Origin of the sequence: Sphingobium phenoxybenzoativorans, assembly GCF_018286635.1 — a bacterium.
Taxonomy (GTDB): Bacteria; Pseudomonadota; Alphaproteobacteria; order Sphingomonadales; family Sphingomonadaceae; genus Sphingobium; species Sphingobium phenoxybenzoativorans.
Window position 1 is genome coordinate 1,470,223 of sequence record NZ_CP073910.1, and the last position, 21,476, is coordinate 1,491,698.

Consider the following 21,476-nt stretch of genomic DNA (forward strand, 5'->3'; position numbering starts at 1 on the left):
TGGGAAGCGATGCCATGAATGAGAATTTTGGTGAGGTACTCGACGAGCATCGGCTTCTCAAGCGGTCCTTGGCTGACCTGCTGGAGGAAAGCGAGCGCCTGACGCTTGCGGCGTTCGGGTCCGTTGTTACCTATTCCCGAAAGGTGTTCATCCCGCTGACCCCGCTCTGCAGGAATGTCTGCCATTATTGTACTTTCGCCAAGACACCGCATCGCGCCGCTGCCGCCTTCCTGACGCCCGAGCAAGTCCTGGCGATTGCGCGCGACGGCATGCGGGCGGGGTGCCGGGAGGCTCTCTTCACGCTCGGCGACCAGCCGGAGGCGCGCTATGACGCTTCACGCGAAGCCTTGTCGGCAATGGGGCATGCCACCACGCTTTCCTATCTTGCCGAGGCAGCTGCGCTGGTGCTTGAGGATACCAGCCTGCTGCCGCACCTCAATGCCGGGCTGATGAATGCGGCCGACTATGCCGCACTTCGGCCGGTCGCGGCCTCGATGGGCCTAATGCTGGAAACCGCATCGAATCGATTGTCGGAGAAAGGCGGCCCGCATTACGGTTCGCCGGACAAGCTGCCTGCGCGCTGCCTTGAGGCAATCGAAGCCGCCGGCCGTGCGCGTGTTCCTTTCACCACAGGGCTGCTGATAGGCATCGGAGAAACACGCGCGGAGCGAATCGACGCACTGATTGCGATTCGCGAAAGTCATCGCCGGCACGACCATATCCAGGAAGTCATCATTCAGAATTTCCGGGCGAAGCCCGGCACGCGCATGGCGCATCATCCCGAACCGTCGTTCGACGAGCACCTGTGGACCATCGCCGTCGCGCGGCTGATCCTGGGTCCCGAGATGACGATCCAGGCCCCGCCCAACCTGCGTGCCCCGGATGAGCTGGCTGCGGTACTGCGCGCCGGTGTCAACGACTGGGGCGGCGTTTCGCCGGTCACGCCGGACCATGTCAATCCGGAACGACCGTGGCCGCATCTCGACCTGCTCGACCAGGCGACCGCGGCGGGGGGGCGGGTTTTGCGCGAGCGGCTGGCGATCGGGCCGTCCTATGCGCAACGCCCCGAAGCCTGGATGGAGCCGGCGCTGGCGAAGATCGTCCGCCGATCGGTCGATGCGCGGGGCCTGCCGATCACCGACGGCTGGCATCCGGGCACCGCCGTCCCGATGCCCGTCGAGACGCGATCGGGAACGACGGCGCGTTCGGCGATCATCGCAGGAATTGTCGACCGAGCGCTCGCTGGCACGCGCCTCAATACGGCGGAAATCGTCCGGCTGTTCGAGGCGGACGGCCCCGATGTCGGCCTCGTCGCGCGGGCTGCGGACGAGCTTCGCCAGCGCATGGCGGGCGACGCGGTGACCTATGTGATCAACCGCAACATCAACTACACCAATATCTGCCTCTACAAATGCGGGTTCTGCGCTTTTTCGAAGGGCACCGCGAAGGAACTGCGCGGCCCCGCCTATCGCCTCGACTTCGAGGAGATCGGACGGCGCGCGGCCGAGGCGGCGGAACGCGGCGGAACCGAGGTCTGCCTGCAGGGCGGCATCCATCCCGAGTATGACGGCAATACCTATCTGGGCGTGTTGAAGGCGGTGCGCGAGGCGGCTCCGTCGATCCATATCCACGCCTTCTCGCCGCTCGAGGTGACGCATGGCGCGCGCACTCTGGGGCTGTCGCTTTACGATTTCCTTGAGCGGCTTAAGGACGCCGGCCTCTCCACCCTGCCGGGAACGGCGGCGGAAATCCTCGACGACGAGGTTCGCGCGATCATCTGCCCCGACAAGATCGATACGCGCGAATGGGTCGAGGTGATGCGCGCCGCGCACCGAATCGGGCTTCGAACGACGGCAACGATCATGTTCGGTCATGTCGACCGATATGAGAACTGGGCGCGCCATCTCCTGACGATCCGTGATCTTCAGGTGGAGACCGGCGGCTTTACCGAGTTTGTGCCGTTGCCCTTCGTTCACATGGAAGCGCCGATATGGCGGCGTGGACAGGCTCGCTCGGGTCCGAGTGCGCGTGAGACGCTGCTAATGCATGCAGTGGCTCGATTGCTGCTGCATCCGCTGATCCCGAACATCCAGGCGAGCTGGGTCAAGTTAGGGGAGGATGGGGTGATCGCGATGCTCCGGACCGGGGCCAATGACCTGGGCGGCGTGCTGATGGACGAGTCCATCACGCGCGCAGCCGGAGGGACGAACGGCCAGATGTGGGACGTGGGGCGGATGGCAACGATTGCGCAGGCCGCGCATCGTCATGCGCGGCAGCGGACGACACTTTACCAGCCTGTCGAAGAACAAGCGATCGCCGCCGAATAGTTAAGGACGACATAATGGACAGCAGGGTTATCGCCGTGGTCGGCGGCACGGGCAAATTGGGCGCGGCGCTCGCGCGGCGATTGGCGAAGACGGGTCGATCCGTCATCATCGGTTCACGTTCGGCCGAATCCGCGCAACAGATGGCCGCGGCACTGGGCTTTGGGCTGCGCGGCATGGGCAATGCGGATGCCGCCCGGGAGGCCAGTATCGTGTTCGTCACTGTGCCCTTCGCCGGCCAGGAAGCAACGCTTGCCGAGATCAGGCCCCATGTCGGGGGCAAGATCGTGGTCGATACGACGGTCCCGCTCGTGCCGCCCAAGGTGATGCGGGTGCAGTTGCCGCCGGAAGGTAGCGCGGCGCTGCGGACGCAGCACCTGCTCGGGGTCGGCGTGACCGTCGTTTCCGGTTTCCATAATGTCGCCGCGCACAAGCTTGCGACCGACGAGAATGTTGCCTGCGACGTGCTTGTGTTCGGCGACGACAAGCAGGCGCGCGCCGCGGTCGTGGAGCTTGCCGGACAGGCAGGGCTACGCGGCATCCATGGCGGCCCGCTCGTCAACTCGGCCGCTGCCGAAGCGATGACATCGCTGCTGATCTTCATCAACAAGACATACCGGAGCGACGGCGCCGGCATCCAGATCACCGGAGAGTTGATCGAGCCGGACGCCTGACCCATCCGATGATCCAGATCCATCCCCTGGGCTCCATCCCCGAAGTTAGGCCAAGTGACGATCTTGCGCGGCTTCTGGCCGATGCCATCGAAGCGGCCGCGATCGTGCCCGGCAGCTTCGACGTTCTGGCTGTCACCCAGAAGATCGTTTCGAAGGCTGAAGGGCGTTTCGTCGATCTGGCGACGGTGCGCCCCGGGCCCGAGGCTATGAGGCTTGCTGGCCTGACGCGGAAGGATCCGCGGCTGGTCGAGTTGATACTGGCTGAATCAAGCCATGTCATAAGAGCGGTGCCGCATATCTTGATCACGCGCCACCGTTCGGGTCATGCCATGGCGAATGCAGGAATCGATCAGTCCAATATCGGACCGGGAAGCGGCGAACGCGTTCTGCTTCTTCCGGTCGATTCCGATGCCTCTGCCGAGAGGCTCCGCCAAACGTTCGCCACGCTGTGGCCAACGCCGCCCGCAGTACTGATCATGGATAGCTTCGGAAGGCCGTGGCGGCATGGCGTAACCTGTGTCGCATTGGGTGCGAGCGGCCTGCCTTCGCTGGTCGATCGCAGGGGCGAATGCGATCGCGACGGCCGAACATTGGAAGTGACGCAGATCGCAGTTGCGGACATGGTCGCGACGGCCGCAGGCCTTGTGACAGGGGAGGGTGCCGAGGGTATGCCAGCGGCCCTGGTGCGGGGCCTTCATTGGACTGCCGCGAGTCAGCCGGCTTCGGCGCTCATAAGGCCGGTCGAGCAGGATCTGTTCCGGTGAGCGGCCGGGTCGTCGTCCTGACAGGCGGGGTCGGTGGCGCCAAGCTGGTCCTTGGCCTGTGCAATCTCGTGGCCGAGAGCGATGTTACCGTGATCGTCAACACCGGAGACGACTTCACGCATCTCGGGCTTGCGGTTTCGCCGGACATCGATACGCTTCTCTACACCCTCTCAGGCAAGGCGAACACCCACCAGGGCTGGGGACGCGCGGATGAAGGCTGGCGCTTCATGGAAGCACTGTCCTCTTTGGGCGGGGAGCACTGGTTCCGGCTCGGGGATGGCGATCTTGCGCTGCATGTGCTGCGCACGCAGCGTCTTGGCCGGGGCGAACCGCTCTCGACGATCATCACTGATTTCGCGAGCGCATGGGGTATCGGCGCCATCATCCTGCCTATGACCGACCAGCGGGTTGCGACGCGGATAGATACGGACGCCGGCCTGCTGGATTTTCAGGATTATTTCGTGCGGCGGCGCTGCGAGCCCGCGGTGCGCGCGATCCGCTTCGACGGCGCGCCGGTCGCCAGTGCTGCGCCGGGCGTCGTCGACGCCATCATGAACAACGGATGTCGGGCGATTCTGATCGCGCCGTCCAATCCTTATCTCAGCATCGATCCTATCCTCGCTGTGCCGCAGATCCGTGCGGCCTTGGCGGCCGCCCGCGCGCCGGTGATAGCCGTTTCGCCGATCGTCGGTGGAAACGCCGTCAAAGGTCCCACCGCGAAAATCATGCGCGAGCTAGGGCTCGACATCGGCCCGACGGCGATCGTGCACCATTATGAGGGTGTTATCGACGGATTGCTGGTCGACGAGCGCGACATGCCGGTGCGGCTCGATATTCCCTCGGCATGCGCCGATACGCTGATGACGAACCTCGACGATCGCATCTGCGTCGCGCGCGCCGCGCTCGATCTGGCGGATGCGCTGCGATGATGCGCTGGACTGCCATTGTCCCGCTCAAGGCTGACGGACAGCGGAAAACTCGGCTGGCGGGCATGCTTCGCCCCGAAGCGCGGTCGATGCTGAGTTTGCGCATGTTCAATCATGTAGTTGCGGTACTGCGCGATCATCCCCGGATCGGTCGCATCGTCCTGCTCGCATGCGAGCCGACAGATGGCTGGGATGGCGGCTGGCTCGCTGACGACGGGAGGGGGCTGAACGAGGAACTGGATGCGGCAAGGATGGCGACAGGACATGCGACGCTAGTCGTGCATGCCGATCTGCCTTTGCTCGTGGTGGAGGATATGGATGTACTGCTGTGGGTCGCGGAGCGTCACGGCGTGGCATTGGCGCCCGATCGCCATGGAGTCGGCACGAACGCGGTCGCCATAGCTGATATGCGGGATTTCCGGTTCAAGTTTGGCCCAGACAGCTTCCGAACGCACCTAAAGCAAGCCTCGGATTACGGTATAGTGCGACGCGTCGGCCTCGCGCACGATGTCGATACTCAAGAGGATCTTCAATTCGTAGATGCGTGCGGCTGGACCAATGATATCATGTGATGGCGCCGGTTTCAGGCAATCTCAAGAGGCTGGATAGCGACGATGCGAAGAATCTCACGCAGCTTACCAATGGTGGCCACGCCATATTTCCCCGTCGAGAGGACCTGTCGCTCGCCAAGAACTCGGTATTGGCTGGGTCCATCAGTAGGATTCGTAAAATCTTATTACGCGATGCGCTTCTGGCCGAACCGAAAGCTACGTGGTCCCGACTAGGAGCGGGAGATTAAGACAAGCCCATATACCATAGCATCAATTCGCGCTGGCTGCTGATTCCGAGGCGTTGGTAGAGGCGTTTGCGATAGGTTAGAACGGTTTGTTCGCCGATCTCTAATTTCAATGCAATACCAAGCGACGTGATGCCCAAAAGGATACCGGCGCAAACTTCCATCTCGCGCCGCGTGAGGTCGGTCCCCGAATTCGCAATCAGCTCGACTACTTCTTCGTGACTGGTAAGGGGACTGGATGCGGTTGACCGCGCGCTGCTGATTTCGTCGTGTTTGACCAAGGCGGAAAAGAGAAGCTGCGCTGCGGATCTCAGCCGATTATATTCTCCACGCGACAAAGGGCTGATAGAATCGGGGCGCTGGATATGCAGCACGTTCAAGATATCGGCTTGATTGCCGCTACAGATCAACAGTCGCTCTTGTACTTTGGTGCGCCCGTAAAACGCCTGGAGGGCTGAATCCTGGTATGACGTTTTGCAAGAAATCCGGATTTCCCGCTCGCCTTGGCGACCAAGCCCGTTACAGCGCTCCAGAAACATAGCGTCACAGCGCCATACGTCGGGATCGAGCTTCAACAATTCGCGCAGAAAAAGATCGCTACCTTCAAGATTAATGAAGTAGCGAGCGTATTGACGGCCTTCCCGATAGGTGTGCAGGCTGAAGCTGCTGGCTCCGCACAATCGATAGAGCGACACCATCATACGCGCGGCGAATTCGTCGCATCCGATCGCGTCGATCAGCGCCGGGAAAGGATTGGAGGAGGGTTGATCCTGCAGATAGGCAGGAACGGAGGCTCCCCCCATTTTCTGGGTAATCAGGCCGGGTTGCAAGTCCACCCCGGATTGAAACGTCGCATAGAGCACCTAGCGCATCCTCATCGCATCGTGGATCTCTCATCCGGAGGTCCTGTTGTCGCTTTTCTAATGCTTACCATTTGGAACAGTTAGTGCCAAGCAATTAGCGCTTCAAGGTTAACCGTTGGCAAGGTGTGATCGTTCGGATCGCGGTTTTCTTCCACAGAGGCGAAAGGCTCGCACCAGCTCAATTTCACTTCCGGCATCGTGTGCCTGTGTCCGCCATAGAACATGCCCATCGGGCCGAACCGCGACAGCGCCGTCCTCGCTAATGCCCAGCAGCACCGCGGCGTTTGCCCCGAGGTCCACACCGGCAGGGCCGAAGATGACAACGGAGACCGCGACGCCGGTCTCGCGTGATGCCGCTGCCGCTCTTGACCCCCATGCCGGAGCGAGCGCAAACAGTGTCACCCCTTGTGGGGCCACGCGGTCCAGTGTGGATGCTTCGAATCGCCCATCGATCGAGGAAAATGGCAGGCGAGATCCGGGATGGGCGTCTGGATGATAGTCGCACGGCTCCGATGATGGCGGTTCCGATCCATCGGGCACAAGCACTCCGGTTGTATAAGTGAACCCCAGATCTACACCGGCGCCCTGGGCAAAATGTTCAGCCTGTTCGTCGATCGCATGCTGCACCGCTGATCGCTTCGTGGCTGCTTCGCTGTTATTTCCGTCAATTCCCAGCACCTCATCCGGCCACGTCGCGATCGGTCCTTCGGCCGCGTCCTGCGCTATCGGTGCGAGAGTTTGAATGCCCAGTGCTTCGTCGATCATGGCCATTTTCATAAGGTTATTGACACTCTGATCTGTGTTTCGCCGGGCAATCGGCCTCCGTTCTTCTTCATATGTATTCAGGAGGGTATCGTCCGCTCCGCCTTCAAGTACCGCGCAGAGCTTCCAGATCAGATTGTGCGCATCCTGGATGCCGGTGTTCATGCCCAGCCCGCCGGTGGGAGGGAAACGATGACATGCATCGCCTGCCAGCAGGATGCGGCCGTGCCGGTAGGCGGTAGCGACCTGCGCGCTCATGTTCCAGCTACTTACTCCTTGCAGCTCGATCACCACGTCATCGCTTCCAATAGCTTTTTTGACGATATTCACGGCTGCGGCATCGCTGAACGCCTCTACGGCAAGATCGCCGACCGGAACCAGCATCGCCCAGCTTCTCCCGATCTTGTCGAAGCTGATGAAGACGCCGCGGACTTCCGGTCCGCCAATCCAGTAAAGAATGCCGCGCCGCCCTTTCCTGAACAGGTCAAGGTCAGCATCGAAATAGATCGTCATGAAGCGGGCGATCGTTTGAGGCCCCTCCATTTCAATTCCCATCGATCGACGCACGGCGCTGCCAGCGCCATCGCAACCGAGCACCCAGTCGCACTTCATAGTCGTAAGGGCATCGTCGGCTACCGCCCTGACTTCCACCGTTGCTCCGCCCGAAATATTGCGGGCCGCGATAACCTCCTGACCGAACCTAACCGTGCCGCCAAGCTCAACCAGTCGATCCGAAAGGATCGCTTCAAGATTAGTTTGCGGGATGTTTACCGATTGGTACGCGCTCAAGGGGCCACGGTCGTCGAGCGCCGCACCTTGGATCGTCAATTTGCCATATTCCCGTCCGGCGAGGCTTTCCACCCAGACAACCAGGCCGCTCAATGCCGAACCGTCGCCTTGCTCGAGGACCCGGTCGGCGACGCCTATCTCGGCGAAAACCTCCATGCTTCGGGTATTGGCGACATGAGCGGCCGGATACCCGACGAGGTTCGGACGTCGATCGAGCACGACCGGATCATAGCCGCGCAGGCATAGCAGAATGGCGGCCGTCAGCCCCGTAGGACCTGCCCCGACTATGACGATGGATTTATCGCTGTTCATTTCTATCTCCATGTAGGGAGCAAAAAGTCGTGACGCCGGGACGGACAAACTGGTCAAGATTATGGGAATGTCGGCACGCTGTCGTTCATCCAGATGTGACTACGCAGCGGATTTTGGGCACGAGCCATCGGCGAGAGGTGCCGTTCGCAATTTAGAACCTCGATCGGTTAATGTGATCGGCGAGGACGACATGCTCTCCTCTCTCCCCGGGTACGTCATGTTGACGCGGCAAGCATCCTAATAATAGACATATCTGTCAAGATGAATAATAATGTCATTATGATGGAATGGTAGCTTGCGATAACGATGCGGTCATGGATATGGTTTTGCCCGTGAGAAGAGAAAGTTTTCCCGATAAACAGCCTGCGGAGGATCACCGTATCCGCAATGCGCGGCGCCGGCGCGAGCGCATGCGCACCCAGCTTCTGGAAGCTGTTCTGGCTGTTTATCCGGGAGAGGATCCGTCGGCTCCGGCGGTTATCGATGACGTCATTCGCCATGCAGGAGTTTCACGCGGCAGCTTCTATAAATATTTCAGGTCGCTTGAAGAGGCGGTCGCAGAACTTGGGAGCAAGTTTGCTGATGAACTCGCCGAGGCCTATTCTTCTATGTATGCCAATGTCGATGACCCGGCGATCAGGGCTGCAACCGGATTTCAGCTTTTTCTAGCGCGGGCGTATCTAGACTCGCGCTGGGGTTCGTTCGTCTGTCATCTCAATCATCTCAATCGCAATGCGGGTATGCTGCGGCGGATCAGAATGGATCTCGACGCCGGGCTGGCGGCCAGCATATTCAGCATCGATGACATGGATGTGGCGCTCGATCTTGTGATTGGCGCAAAGATCGAAGGCGTCCGTCACCTTATCAACGGCGGAGGATCGCGCAGGTATATCGAAGCAATGGCGACCATGATTCTCAAATCATTGGGCCTGGCTCCCGACGCTGCGATTTCGGTTGTCAGAGCAGCTTCCAACCGTCTCCATCGAGAGGCGCCGGCTCAACTGAATTGGTGGCGTACATTCGATTGAGTCTATGGGATGCGTCTCGTCGAAACTCTGCAAAAGCAAATCTCAACCAGGGAAATCGGGGATCAGCTTTCTTCCGGGGGAATCGCCCTCTCGCCGATGACATTGATACCATAGCCCTTCAGGGCGATGATGTTGCGGTGGGCATTGGTCAGCAGGATCATCTCCTGTACGCCAAGATCGGCCAGGATCTGCGCGCCAATGCCGTAGCTCCTCAACTCCAGTTCAGCATCTTCGCCGTCGGCGCCAGAAGCATGCGCGCGCTCACTGGCAGGCATGACGAGCAACACGATTACGCCAGCTCCAGCCCGCCCGATCTCGACCATGGCGCGCTGGAGGGCACGCTTGCGCGGCCCTGGCTGACCCAGCATGTCGGAATAGAGCGAACCAGTGTGCACCGGAGCCAGCGTCGGTTTCCCCGTTACCACTTTCCCTTTCTGGAGGACGAAACTTTCGGAGCCATCCACCGTGTTGCGATAAGTGAGCAGCCGCCAGTCGCCGCCATAATCGGAGGTGAAGGGCACATCCGCCACTTTCCTGACGAGATGATCGTGCCGATGGCAGTAGGCGATCAGATCACGGATGGTGCCGACTTCAGATGATGCAACTCAGCGAAAGGAATGAGGTTGTCGAGCCTCGCCATCGTCCCGTCATCGTTCATGATCTCGCAGATCACGCCCGAGGGATTAAGGCCCGCCAGCCTGGCTATATCCACTGCTGCTTCGGTATGGCCGGCTCGCACGAGTACGCCGCCGGGACGCGCGACCAGCGGAAAGACATGACCTGGTGTAACGATTTGATCGGGTCCCTTCGCGGCATCGATCGCGACTGCGATGGTGCGCGCTCGATCTGCCGCAGATATGCCTGTCGTAACGCCTTCGCGTGCCTCAATAGAAACTGTGAATGCTGTCTCGTGGCGTGTGCCATTATTGCTGCTCATAAGGTCAAGGCCGTGTTGATCGATCCGTTCCTTGGCAAGCGCCAGACAAATGAGGCCCCGTCCATGCATCGCCATGAAGTTGATCGCGTCCGGGGTCGCCATCTGGGCGGGAATCACCAAGTCGCCTTTCCCGATCTTCATCGTCGACCAGGATGAACATGCGTCCGTTGCGCGCCTCTTCAATCAGCTCCTCGGGAGATGTCAGGAAATTATGGCGCAGGCGCGTGGGTTCGGGACTGGTCAGCATCGATGAGCGCCTCCTTCCGGTCCGCAGCATGGGCGAACAAATGGTTTTTTGACCGGCACCGACTGGTGGTGGCCAAGAGTTATCTCCAGGAAGCACCTATGCGATACGGCCCGACCTGTAGCGATTTCGTCCCACAGGATGAGTTTGGAGCTAGTCGATCAAAATGTCGGCAATACGCTCGCGCGCGCCGGCCATGGCGGCTTGTCGCTGTTCCGGACTAATCGCGACTCCTTCGGCAAGAACAGTCTGGGGCTGAATGTCAAGGAAGCCAAAGACAGACCGAAGATAAGATTCCAGATGTTCGAACGATGCCGCAGGGCTTCCCTCTCCATACAGGCCGCCGCGGGACAGAGCCAGGATAACGGATTTTGCCCCGACGAGGCTGAGCGGACCTTCTGCCGTATAGCGAAAGGTCCGTCCAGCGATGAGAATACGATCGATCCAGGCCTTGAGCTGGGTCGGCACGGTGAAATTATACATAGGAGCGCCGATCACGATCATGTCCGCGCTCAGGAATTCCGCGAGAATCGTCTCCGTCTCCGCGATTGCACTGGGTTCGCTATTATCTCCTGGGAGAAGATCGGCATGCGGGTCGGACGGCGGAACCCCGGCGATGGTAAAATGGTCCAGAGGCCGGCTTGCAAGGTCGCGATAGACTATTTCGAGGTCCGGAATTTGCGTTTTGATCTTGTCGACGATCGCGGCGCTGAGTTGCCGGCTTACCGACTGCTCCGCCAGAATGCTGGAATCGATATGTAGAAGCTTCATGGAATAGCCTTTTGATTAAGAGGTTTGTCAAAGCACTCCTCGGTTTCCGACAGCAGATCATTCAGGATCAACCGAATGTCCAGCGCACAATTCATGCGTTCGTTACACAAAAAGGGGATAACCGGATCTCATGCTTATGGTCGCGACAAAACAGAGCGATCTCCGATCCTCTCCCTGACATGAAACTAGCTGCATAGACCCCTCACGCGTCTCCAGAGTTCTCATGGTTGCCGTCCATAAGCCTGTATATCCCATGCTGATGGGACGGCGGACTTTTAGTGGCAGTATGGCCGCCGGATCGGTTGTCGATCGAGGAGCCGCTGCGATGATGAAGGCTGTCCCTATCGCGTGGGATTGATCGAACGGCCGGTTCCTCGGACTTATGGTCCAAACGTGACTTTGACGAGGAGAGATACCAATGATCGGCCCCGTAATTTCGCCGGAAATGGTCGAAGAATATGACCGTAATGGCGTGATCTGCGTCCGCAACGTCATCGATATGGAGCGCGTGGAACGCTTGCGCGAAGCGGTCAAGCGCGTCCTGTCGGGTCCGACCGCGATGGACGCGGACGCCGCAGTGGAGGAAGGGCGCCCCGTTGATCCGAACAGCGGCATCGCGAAGTTCCGGCAGGCCATGAATGGGTGGCAGCAGGATGAGGAATATCGTGCCCTGCTTATAGACAGCGCAGTGCCGAGAGTTGCAGCGGAACTGATGCGATCGACGTCGGCGCGGGTGCTTTACGACCAGACTCTCGTGAAGGAGCCGGGATCGCCGGTCCCGGTGTCCTGGCATCACGATCAACCCTTCTGGCCGGTATCTGGCGATCAGGTATGCAGCGTCTGGGTGGCGCTTGATGAGGTCACGCCCGACAGCGCCCCCGTACATTACGCGCGGGGCTCTCATCTGTGGCCTGAACGCTATCGTCCGACGGTGCCGTCAGGCCAACCCTTCGATTCCCTCATGAACTGCGATCTTCCGACAGCGCCTGATCTGTTCCAGGTGCCTGACGCCGACCTTGTGACCTGGGATATGATGCCCGGCGACGTGCTGGTCTTCACAGGAAAGACGCTGCACGGCTCTGGCGCCAATTTGAGAAAGGACCGGCCGCGACGAGCGATTGCGGCCCGGTATGTCGGGGACGATGCTCGTTTCATTGAAGGCATGCATGTCCTCAGCCTCGCCTTTCCAGAGCAGCCCGCGCTCAAGACGGGGGAACCGCTGTCAGGCGATCTGTTCCCGCTTGCCTGGCAGAATGAAGAACTCAAAGTGAGTTAGTCGAGGCGGGCGGAATTTCATTCAAATGGTGAGGGCGGCAGAGCCGGCTACAGAAACATCGTAAAAGCAAGTGTTTGAGAATATAAATATTTAGGAGGGGTTGATGCGTAAAATAAGAGGTCTTCTGCTTGTCTCGGCTATGGCGATGCCGATGCTTCCTTCGTCGGCCTATGCCCAGGATAACGCCCCTCAAAGCGGTGCCGTCGCTTTGGAAGATATTGTGGTGACGGCTCAGAAGCGCGAACAAAGCATTCTGATAGCCCCGGTGGCGATCACGGCCGTGTCGGGAGCCGATCTGGAACGCAAGAATATCAGCGGTCTGGGCGACTTGCAGAAGATCGATCCGAGCCTGAAGTTCGCGCCCAACTACGACCCGAGCCAGGCGTCGATTTCGCTGCGAGGCGTGGGAAGCTCAACCGTTACCTCGACCATTGATCAAAGCGTGGCGCTCGTTCTTGACGGCGTGACGATCGGCAATGCGACGGCACTGGAAATCCTCGGAGACGTGGAGCGCGTCGAAATCCTCCGAGGCCCGCAGGGCACGTTGTTCGGCAAGAATGCATCGTCCGGGGTTGTCTCGGTCACGACACGCGCGCCCAAGCTGGGCGAGTTCGAGGGCCATGTGATCGCTTCCTACGGCGAGCGCGAGGACGCCTATCTCAATGGTGCTCTCAACGTTCCGGTTGGCGATACGATCGCGCTGCGGGTGTCGGGCGGCTACAAGCATCTGAAAGGAACCATTACCGACGTAGTCACGGGTAAGGATATCGACCCGACCAACATCTGGGGTGTCCGCGGGAAACTGCTGTGGGAGCCAAGCGCTAACTTTAGCGCCCTACTTTCGGTCGATTACTCCAAGCGCGACCGCTGGTGTTGCGGCGCCACGTCGGCACGGGCCGCCGACCCGAATTTCCCGCCCGTACCCGGCACGGCGAACGGCGATATTATCCAATATGGCATTGTCCCAGGACCCAGGAATACCGAGGCGGCGTTTACGTTTTTGCCGCAAGGATCGGGCGATTTTCTGAATGGGTCGCTGGCACTTAACTATGATGCGAATGGCTGGAAGTTCACGTCGATCACCGGCTACTCGCGTTCGCGGCAGAATTTCTTCATCGATCTCGACACTGTGAGCGGTGATTTCGCGAGTGTCGGAAGCCCCGTGAGCAAATATGAGAATTATTCGCAGGAACTGCGCGTCGCTTCGCCGACGGGTGGCGCGATCGATTTTGTCGCCGGGCTCTATTTTTATCATGCCGATGTCACCGGCTCGACCGATCTGCGCTTTGGCCAGAGCCTCATCGACGCGGCTGTCGGAGCGCCGCCGCCGGTGGGCCTCGGCCTGCCCCCTGGTACTCTGCCGCCTGCGGTCTTCACGACGCGGCGCCGGAGCGAGATTGAAAGCATAGCGGCATTTGGTCAGGCAAACTGGCATTTGACCGACCGTCTGAACCTTGTCGCCGGCCTTCGGTTTACAAGGGACACCGGGAAGTTGAAGGAGTTCAGCCAGACTGCTGACCCGCTGGCGGCGCCGACAGGGCTGCCGGCGCCGTTCGATCTGTTTCCCTATTGCGCGCTCAATCCCTGCGCCGCAGTCGAACCGCAATCCTATAAGAACAGCGCATTCTCATGGCGGATCGGACCGCAATATGAGATTTCCGACGACATATTCGTCTATGCGTCAGTCGCGCGTGGATACAAGGCGCCGGGATTCAACGCGGTCACCATCTACAATCCAGCGGGCCCCGGTTCGTTCGATCCAACCGCGAATCTCGTTCTGAAGGAAGAAATTCCGACGAGCTATGAAGTCGGCATGAAAGCACGGCTGTGGAACGGTCGGGTCCAGGTCGGCGTGGATTTCTTCCACACGAAATATAAGAATTATCAGGCCGCTGCATTCTTCACGCCGGTGGGCGCCCCCAACGCGCAGGTTCTGCAGAGCGCCGACCTGACGACGAAGGGTGTCGAATTCGACCTGCAGGCGGCGCTGACCCGAAGCCTGAGCGTGCGCCTATCGGGCGCTTATATCGATGCCAAATATGACGACTATCCGGGCCTGCAATGCTACCCCGGACAAACGGTTCCGACCGCCTGTCTGACCCCTGGGGCGCTGATAAACGGCGCGGGCAACCAACTCATCTACTCGCCCAAGTTCGCCTATCAGCTATCGGCGAATTATAGCCAGCCGAATCTGATCGGCGGTCTCACGGGTTCGGCCTCGGTTAGCTGGGATTGGCGCGATGATGTGCCGTTTCAGGCTAATGGCTCTCCGTTGGCGACCCAGCCTTCCTATGGCATTCTGGGCGGCGAGATCGGAATTTCGGACCCCCAGGCAGGCTGGTCACTGTCCGTCTATGCGGTCAATCTGCTGGACAAGCGGTTCGTCACCAATATCAACGATCAGCCTCGGCCTTGGGGCGAGAACGCACCCCTTCAAAGCTTCGGGCCTGATTCCTTCCGCCGCATCGGTGCGAAGCTGAGGTTCGACTTCTAACCGGCGCTCCGCAGCGCGCCAGCCGCGGCGCAAAACATTGCACGGCCGGCATCGGTCATGGCGTCCTATAGCCGGGACGCCATGGCTTGCTTCCGGCTTCGCGAAAACCAGAGGTTTCAAGCATGCCGAACAATCAATCGCGAATCGACGCAAACAACGGGTCCGCGCCTTCGTCCTATCCAACGTCCGATGAGATGGTGGAGCGGGCAAGGGCGCTCGTTCCACAGCTGATCGCTGACCAGATTCAGACCGAGGAACGCAGCTTCTACTCCGAGCAGATGCACGAAGCCTTCATCGAGGCGGGATTCTACAGGATGCTCGTGCCGAAACGGTTTGGCGGCTATGAAATGGATCTGAAGTCATTCTACCGGGTGATGACGGTCATCGCGAGCGGCTGTCCCTCCACGAGTTGGCAATTATGCTTCGGTGCATCTCAGGCGAAAATCGTCGGAACGCTCTTCAGCCAGGAAACCCAGGCTCGGATATTCGGCGACGGCCATTTTATCAGCCCCTTTCGTCCGTTGCCGACGGGTTTCGCCGAGCAGACCGAAGATGGCGGCTGGAAGGTTAACGCTACCTTTCAATATTGCTCGGGATCACCTTATGCGACCCATTGCATGGGACTGACCTTGCACAAGCGGCCCGACGGCGAGGTGGCTCCGCTGCTGGTCGTCATTCCTAGGTCGGAGTGGACGCGCCTCGACGACTGGAGAGGGTCGATGGGGCTGAAGGGCAGCGGATCCCACAGCATACAAGTCACCGACGGCTATGTTCCGCGAGACTTTGCTATCGCCGACAAGGATGCTCTCGAACTCTTCCGCCCTCCTCAGTTCGATTCGTCCGGTGCGCAGGCGAAGGGCGACGCCCCATTATATTACGGGCACATCGTCAGCTTCATATCGTTGCAGCCAGCGGCGCTATCGCTCGGAATGGTGAAAGGCGCGCTCGAGCTTTACGGCGAGTATATGCGCACCAAGAAGACGTTCAATCCGCCCGTAACGATGCGTTCGGAAAATTGGGATTATCGGCAATGGTATGGCTCGGCCTTGGCGAAGGTAGCCATGGCGGAAGCGGCCTTGTTGCAAATGTGCGACCAATGGACCGAGGCCGCGCGCCGCCACAGAGACGGAGAGGAGGAGTTCAGCAATCTGGAGAGCACCCGGATTTCAGCCATGTCCTTTGAAATAGCTGAAATGAACTGGAACGTGATGCAGCAATATTGCTTCCGTACGTCGGGTACGAGCACAGTCTTCGACGGGCAGCGGATGCAGAGGATATTCCGGGACATGTGCACGGTCCGCACGCATGGTTTCAATACCCGGGTCGATGCCACGATCAGGGAACTGGCCGATCTGTCTCTCGGAAACGATGAGGGGTAGCGATAGCGGGTCACACCGTTTTTCGCGCCAATTCGCTTGGCATCGGCTGATTGTCGCCGTTGAGAGATTAAAAGGGTCCGCTCATTTTAGCATCAATTGAGTGTTGAGCGACATTGTAGTTCATAGGGCAGGGGGCGCCACCGAGGTCACAATGACGGCGAAGTGGAGGGGAGCCGTAAGCTATCATGCGGTCCCCCTGAAGCTTCTCTGTGAGAGGGATTTGACCGCTGGCGGGCAGAGCAAATCTCCAGATTTCAGCTATGCAACGTGAACTCGCCATACCCGCCTTGAAAGAAGAGCAGCGGGCTGCAGGAGCGTCCCACTCCCAGACTATCGACGCGGCCCAAAGCCATATAATGATCACCAAATTCGTGAACGTCATCGAGTGAACAATCGATCCATGCAAGAGCATCATCCAGGATCGGTGCGCCGTTATTTGAAATTCGGTGAGCAACGCCGGTGAACTTTTCGGAACCGGCCGTCGCGAATTGCCGGCACAGCAAATGCTGATCTCCCGCAAGTACGTTCACACAAAATTTTCCCGCCTTTTCGATGCGGGGCCAGCTCGTTGATTTTTGGTCGGGAAAAAAGGCGATGAGCGGCGGGTTGAGCGAAACTGAAGTAAAAGATCCCACAACCATCCCGATGGGTGTTTGATCTTCCTCCAGAGCTGTCACTACACAGACACCAGTTGCGTAATGTCCAAGGACATGCCGAAAGGTAGCGCTATTGATATCAGGAGGTGTCATAGGTGTATTTCGTCAGATTGGGAAAGTAATCGCGCGCAGTCCGTTATGATGGGAAGCTCATCATATGATATAATCAGCGGACGTTTTGGATGCGACTTCCTCCGCCGTCACGCCCGGGGCGAGTTCGACCAGCCTGAAGGGGCTGTCATGATCGGGGCGCTGGAAGACGGCGAGGTCGGTGACGATCATGTCGACCACATTGCGGCCGGTGAGCGGCAGGGTGCAGGCGGGGATGAATTTGGGAGAGCCGTTCTTGGAGGTGTGCTCCATGACGACGATGATCTTCTTGACACCCGCGACTAGGTCCATCGCCCCGCCCATCCCCTTTATCATCTTGCCGGGGATCATCCAGTTGGCGATGTCGCCATTTTCCGCGACCTCCATCGCCCCCAGCACGGTGAGGTCGATATGCCCGCCGCGGATCATCGCGAAGCTGTCGGCGCTGGAGAAAAAGACCGAATTGGGCAGCTCGCTGATCGTCTGCTTGCCCGCATTGATGAGGTCGGCATCCTCCTCCCCCTCATAGGGGAAGGGGCCGATGCCCAGCATGCCGTTCTCCGACTGGAGCGTCACTTCCACGCCTGTCGGGATATGGTTCGCCACCAGCGTCGGGATGCCGATGCCCAGGTTCACATAGAAACCGTCCTTGAGTTCCTTCGCCGCGCGGGCGGCCATTTCATCGCGGGTCCAGGACATCAGACAACCTCCCTCTGGCGAACGGTGCGGAATTCGATCTTCTTGTCATAGGGCGTGCCCACGATCATGCGCTTGACGTAGATGCCGGGCAGATGGATGCAGTCGGGATCGAGGCTGCCCACAGGCACCACTTCCTCGACTTCGGCGACGCAGACCCTGGCGGCGGTCGCCATCGGCTGGTTGAAGTTGCGCGCGGTCTTGCGGAAGATGAGGTTGCCGCTCTCGTCCGCCTTCCAGCCCTTGATGATGGCGACATCGGCGAAGATGCCGCGTTCGAGGATATAGTCCTGCCCGTCGAAGCTCTTGACCTCCTTGTCCTTGGCCACCGCCGTGCCGACGCCGGTCCTGGTGTAGAAGCCCGGAATGCCCGCGCCGCCCGCGCGGCAGCGCTCGGCCAGCGTGCCCTGGGGGCAGAACTCCACCTCCAGCTCACCGCTAAGATATTGCCGCTCGAACTCCTTATTCTCGCCGACATAGGAGGAGATCATCTTGCTGACCTGGCGCGTGCGCAGCAGCTTGCCCAGCCCCTCGCCGTCGATGCCAGCATTGTTCGAGGCGATGGTCAGATCCTTGACGCCGCTGTCCCGGATCGCGTCGATCAGCCGATCGGGCACCCCGCACAGCCCAAAGCCCCCCACGCACAGATGCATCCCGTCATGCAGCAGTCCTTCTAGCGCCGCGGATGCATCAGAATAAAGTTTTTTCATCGTTTTTCTCACTGAACGAGCCAAAGCCAATGGGTGCCATAGGGCTCGTTCTTATCGTAGCAGGGGCTTCTTCGAAGACCTTCCGCCAAGCAGGCAGCAGATGTTGCACCGACGTCGCCTTATCCCGCCTGACTTGGCAGGGTGCATCCCGTCACCAATTTCAGCAGTGCCTGACAATCATCTGGTAATTGGTCTCCGCGCCAGGCGACATGCTGGTCGGGACGAACCAGGATCAGGTTGCGTTCATAGATAGTTTTCAGGTCCGGCCGCCGCAGCCGCAAGACATCGACCGGAACACCGATGTCGACGGCCGCCCCTTCGAGCGCGCTCGTGTCGGTATCGTCCAGTGCTACCAGGGTGAAAAACAGCCCCAGCTTGTCATGGATTGATTCCCCATCGGCCAGGAACACATGCGGCAGGCGCGCGCCCGGCCAGGTGTTGCCGCGGTAGATCAAGGGATCGACCGCCGGTGCGTCTGGTTCATGCTTGATCACCGGGGACTGGTCATAGCGATAGCCAAATTCCACGCCCCAGCTCTCATTCTCCGCATTACCAAGGGTGGCGATTTTGTCGGCTAGTTCCCTACGGCGGGTTTCACCCGCGATCCCTTCGTCCAGAAGATCGCCGGCACTTGCGTAGAGTTCGCCAATCTGGATGCGCACTCCCATATGGCGGCGAGAGGCTTCCAAGTGCCACCAGGCGGTATTACGACGTTCCGCATCATAGGCATCGAGCAACCCGTCGCCGCCCCAGCCCTGAACGCGTGCCGCCAATACCCATGAAAGGGCGGCAGCATCGGCAATGCCGCTGTTCATGCCATAGCCGCCGGTGGGGATATATTGATGCGCGGCGTCGCCAGCCAGCAGGGCGCTTTTCTCGCGATAGCGTTCAGCCACCACAAAATGGGCGAACCACGGATTAGCCTGTAATATCTCATAGTCGAAATGCGTGCCGACCCAGCCTTCGAGCACGCCTTCGGGCGTCATCTCGTCGGGGTTCATTCCGGGCAGAAGCCAGGCCTGTAATGTGTAGATATCCCGGTCGTTCTGCGCGATGATCGTGCCGGCGCCATTCTGCAGATGAAAGATCGGTCCCCAGCGCTGGAGGAGGTCCCGATCATCGGTCCGGAAATGAACCATATAGGCGCCGGCAACATTCTCCTCGCCTTCCAGTTCGATAGCGAGCCGACGGCGCACGCGACTCCCGCCACCGTCGCAGCCGGCCAGAAAGCGGCAACGCACCTCACTGATTTCATCCGTTTCGGAATCGGCGATCTGCGCGATCACCCCGTCCGGCCCATTTTCGACAAAAGCCTCGAAGCGATGGCCAAAGCGCACATCGATCAGGGGATTTTCGTCGATCGCGCGCTTCAGCACAGGCTCGATCTCGATCTGGCTGACCCGAAGCGGCGCCTGGGCGCCGTGGCTGCCGTCATTCTCAGCGCGGATGATCTGCGTCTTCTCCGTAGCGGAAGGGTAGTGGAACCGGTGAAGATCGTGCCCCACCATGTTCGTCACCCATAAGATATCGAAGGCATTCTCGCGCGGCACGCCCGCGTCGCGGAGTTTCTCGTCAATACCAAGGCGGTGGAAAAGCTCCATGCTGCGGCCGTTGGTCAGATCCATCTTGGGGTGGCGCGTGGTTGTCGGGTTCCGCTCGACCAGCAGCGAACGAACGCCATATCGCGCAAGATTCAATGCCAGCGTCATTCCCACCGGGCCGCCACCTGCTATCAGGACAGGAGTCTCTTCCACGTTATATCCTCTCTTACGGCATCCAATATCGCCCGCGCCAACCAGCGGACAATCCATGCCCCTCGCTTAGTTGTTTGAACCATGTGGTCAGGTAAAACTGCGAGATTTCCGCAAAGTTGTCAAGCAAGGTGGCTAGAGAAATTCCTGCGTCATCCTTGTTCTCCAAAGCCGAGGAATCGCGGTGCTGCGCCTATCGCGCGATTCGCTGACGGGGGCGAAGATTGTGCCAATAATCGTGACCAGATGAATAGGTCAGGCGACGGCAGTTGAGCGAACCACGAGCAGCGCGATTTCTCTATCTTCTAGCGACTTTGTTCTCGATCGTCCCAATCCGGTCAATCTCGCAGCGCACGATATCGCCGGGCTGGAGAAAGACCGGTGGCTGCATGGCAACGCCGACACCTTCGGGCGTTCCCGTCGCGAGGATGTCGCCCGGTTCGAGCGTGAAGGCCGTGGAAAGATATTCGATCTGTGCGGCGATCGGATGAATGAAATCGCGCGTGTTGCTGTCCTGGCGCTTCTCTCCGTTGACGAAACAGCGAATACCGAGAGTTTCGGGGTCTTCTATTTCATCAGCGGTGACGATCCATGGACCGATCGGCCCGTGGGTATCGAATGACTTGCCCATGGTGATGGTCGTCGTGTGGAATTGCCAATCGCGAGCCGATACGTCATTTACGACAATGTAACCAAAAATATGGCTGTGGGCGTCTGCCGCCTTCACCGACTTTGCCGACGGGCCGATCACGACACCCAGTTCCACCTCATAGTCGAGCCTTTCCGTGACGCCCGGTTCGATCTCTCCGAACGGGTCATTGATGCAGCTGGTTTGCTTGTTGAACCAGAGTTGATTATCCGGAACCGCGATCCCGAGCCGCCGCGCTTCGTCGGCATGGCGCTTGTAATTCATGCCGAGGCCGAGAAATTTTCGCGGGCGCAGCGGGGCCAGCAAACGCACAGCAGAAAGAGGTTGGCCCGCTTCGGCTTCGCAATGGTCGAGATTTTCGGTGATCTCCGCCAGGAGCGGCGGCCCCGCCTCAATCAGTTCGATCATGTCCGAAACCTTGATACCCAGTTCCGAAAGGGCGACGATTTTATCGCCCTTGACGATCCCGATCTGCGGACCTGCTCCTCCTTCGAAACGTGCAATCTTCATGTTTGAAGCCTCCTCATCCGGTTCGTATTCTAGCGGATAGCACTAGCGCGCTTATTCGCATAGAAACTGACCACT

Annotated in this window: 17 protein-coding genes and 1 pseudogene; 9 read left to right on the forward strand and 9 right to left on the reverse strand. The window is 59.5% G+C overall.

Features of this window, described 5'->3' with window-relative positions; all coding sequences use genetic code 11:
* The first annotated feature begins 14 nt into the window (after window positions 1-14).
* From cofH to cofC, 5 genes are read left to right on the forward strand one after another with little or no spacing between them, the layout of a single operon-like run.
* A complete protein-coding gene (gene cofH / locus KFK14_RS07095; protein WP_212610381.1) occupies window positions 15-2,327 on the forward strand; it encodes a 5-amino-6-(D-ribitylamino)uracil--L-tyrosine 4-hydroxyphenyl transferase CofH in 2,313 nt (770 codons plus the stop codon).
* Between the two features lie 14 nt (window positions 2,328-2,341).
* Complete coding sequence (gene npdG, locus KFK14_RS07100) at window positions 2,342-2,998, forward strand: NADPH-dependent F420 reductase (RefSeq protein WP_212610382.1); 657 nt, start codon at window positions 2,342-2,344, stop codon at window positions 2,996-2,998.
* A gap of 8 nt (window positions 2,999-3,006) precedes the next feature.
* Entirely contained in the window at window positions 3,007-3,762 is a 756-nt protein-coding gene (gene cofE / locus KFK14_RS07105) for a coenzyme F420-0:L-glutamate ligase (protein WP_212610383.1), read from the forward strand.
* Window positions 3,759-4,691 (forward strand): 2-phospho-L-lactate transferase, encoded by a 933-nt coding sequence (cofD, locus tag KFK14_RS07110; RefSeq protein ID WP_212610384.1) that lies wholly within the window; start codon window positions 3,759-3,761, stop codon window positions 4,689-4,691. The genes cofE and cofD overlap by 4 nt, the downstream gene beginning before the upstream one ends.
* The gene (cofC, locus tag KFK14_RS07115) at window positions 4,688-5,260 is read left to right on the forward strand and encodes a 2-phospho-L-lactate guanylyltransferase (protein ID WP_212610385.1); all 573 of its coding nucleotides are present in this window, start codon (window positions 4,688-4,690) and stop codon (window positions 5,258-5,260) included. The genes cofD and cofC overlap by 4 nt, the downstream gene beginning before the upstream one ends.
* Before the next feature lie 223 nt (window positions 5,261-5,483).
* Here cofC and KFK14_RS07120 read toward each other — a convergent pair whose 3' ends face one another.
* Complete coding sequence (locus tag KFK14_RS07120) at window positions 5,484-6,347, reverse strand: helix-turn-helix transcriptional regulator (RefSeq protein ID WP_212610386.1); 864 nt, start codon at window positions 6,345-6,347, stop codon at window positions 5,484-5,486.
* A gap of 108 nt (window positions 6,348-6,455) precedes the next feature.
* Window positions 6,456-8,210: an FAD-dependent monooxygenase gene (locus tag KFK14_RS07125; protein ID WP_212610387.1), complete on the reverse strand. Its 1,755-nt coding sequence runs from the start codon at window positions 8,208-8,210 to the stop codon at window positions 6,456-6,458.
* 314 nt (window positions 8,211-8,524) lie between these two features.
* Between KFK14_RS07125 and KFK14_RS07130 the strand changes: the two genes are divergently transcribed.
* Window positions 8,525-9,238: a TetR/AcrR family transcriptional regulator gene (locus KFK14_RS07130; RefSeq protein WP_212610388.1), complete on the forward strand. Its 714-nt coding sequence runs from the start codon at window positions 8,525-8,527 to the stop codon at window positions 9,236-9,238.
* A 62-nt stretch (window positions 9,239-9,300) separates the two neighbouring features.
* On the opposite strand, the pseudogene ribB reads toward KFK14_RS07130, so the two are convergent.
* Window positions 9,301-10,422, reverse strand: a pseudogene (gene ribB, locus KFK14_RS07135) (3,4-dihydroxy-2-butanone-4-phosphate synthase).
* A gap of 150 nt (window positions 10,423-10,572) precedes the next feature.
* A complete protein-coding gene (locus tag KFK14_RS07140) occupies window positions 10,573-11,190 on the reverse strand; it encodes an FMN-dependent NADH-azoreductase (protein ID WP_212610389.1) in 618 nt (205 codons plus the stop codon).
* 418 nt (window positions 11,191-11,608) lie between these two features.
* Between KFK14_RS07140 and KFK14_RS07145 the strand changes: the two genes are divergently transcribed.
* The 3 genes from KFK14_RS07145 to KFK14_RS07155 all read left to right on the forward strand — a co-directional run bounded on the left by KFK14_RS07145 (window position 11,609) and on the right by KFK14_RS07155 (window position 16,339).
* Complete coding sequence (locus tag KFK14_RS07145; protein ID WP_212610390.1) at window positions 11,609-12,466, forward strand: phytanoyl-CoA dioxygenase family protein; 858 nt, start codon at window positions 11,609-11,611, stop codon at window positions 12,464-12,466.
* A gap of 103 nt (window positions 12,467-12,569) precedes the next feature.
* Window positions 12,570-14,960: a TonB-dependent receptor gene (locus tag KFK14_RS07150; protein WP_212610391.1), complete on the forward strand. Its 2,391-nt coding sequence runs from the start codon at window positions 12,570-12,572 to the stop codon at window positions 14,958-14,960.
* Window positions 14,961-15,082: 122 nt separating this feature from the next.
* Window positions 15,083-16,339, forward strand: a complete 1,257-nt coding sequence (locus KFK14_RS07155) for an acyl-CoA dehydrogenase family protein (protein ID WP_212610392.1) — start codon at window positions 15,083-15,085, stop codon at window positions 16,337-16,339.
* A gap of 254 nt (window positions 16,340-16,593) precedes the next feature.
* Here KFK14_RS07155 and KFK14_RS07160 read toward each other — a convergent pair whose 3' ends face one another.
* From KFK14_RS07160 to KFK14_RS07180, 5 genes are all read right to left on the reverse strand, one after another.
* The gene (locus KFK14_RS07160) at window positions 16,594-17,088 is read right to left on the reverse strand and encodes a flavin reductase family protein (protein ID WP_212610393.1); all 495 of its coding nucleotides are present in this window, start codon (window positions 17,086-17,088) and stop codon (window positions 16,594-16,596) included.
* Between the two features lie 60 nt (window positions 17,089-17,148).
* The gene (locus KFK14_RS07165; RefSeq protein ID WP_212610394.1) at window positions 17,149-17,784 is read right to left on the reverse strand and encodes a CoA transferase subunit B; all 636 of its coding nucleotides are present in this window, start codon (window positions 17,782-17,784) and stop codon (window positions 17,149-17,151) included.
* Complete coding sequence (locus tag KFK14_RS07170) at window positions 17,784-18,491, reverse strand: CoA transferase subunit A (protein ID WP_212610395.1); 708 nt, start codon at window positions 18,489-18,491, stop codon at window positions 17,784-17,786. The genes KFK14_RS07165 and KFK14_RS07170 overlap by 1 nt, the downstream gene beginning before the upstream one ends.
* Before the next feature lie 119 nt (window positions 18,492-18,610).
* Window positions 18,611-20,245: an FAD-dependent monooxygenase gene (locus tag KFK14_RS07175; protein ID WP_246524949.1), complete on the reverse strand. Its 1,635-nt coding sequence runs from the start codon at window positions 20,243-20,245 to the stop codon at window positions 18,611-18,613.
* 295 nt (window positions 20,246-20,540) lie between these two features.
* Window positions 20,541-21,401, reverse strand: a complete 861-nt coding sequence (locus KFK14_RS07180) for a fumarylacetoacetate hydrolase family protein (protein WP_212610397.1) — start codon at window positions 21,399-21,401, stop codon at window positions 20,541-20,543.
* Window positions 21,402-21,476 lie beyond the last annotated feature (75 nt).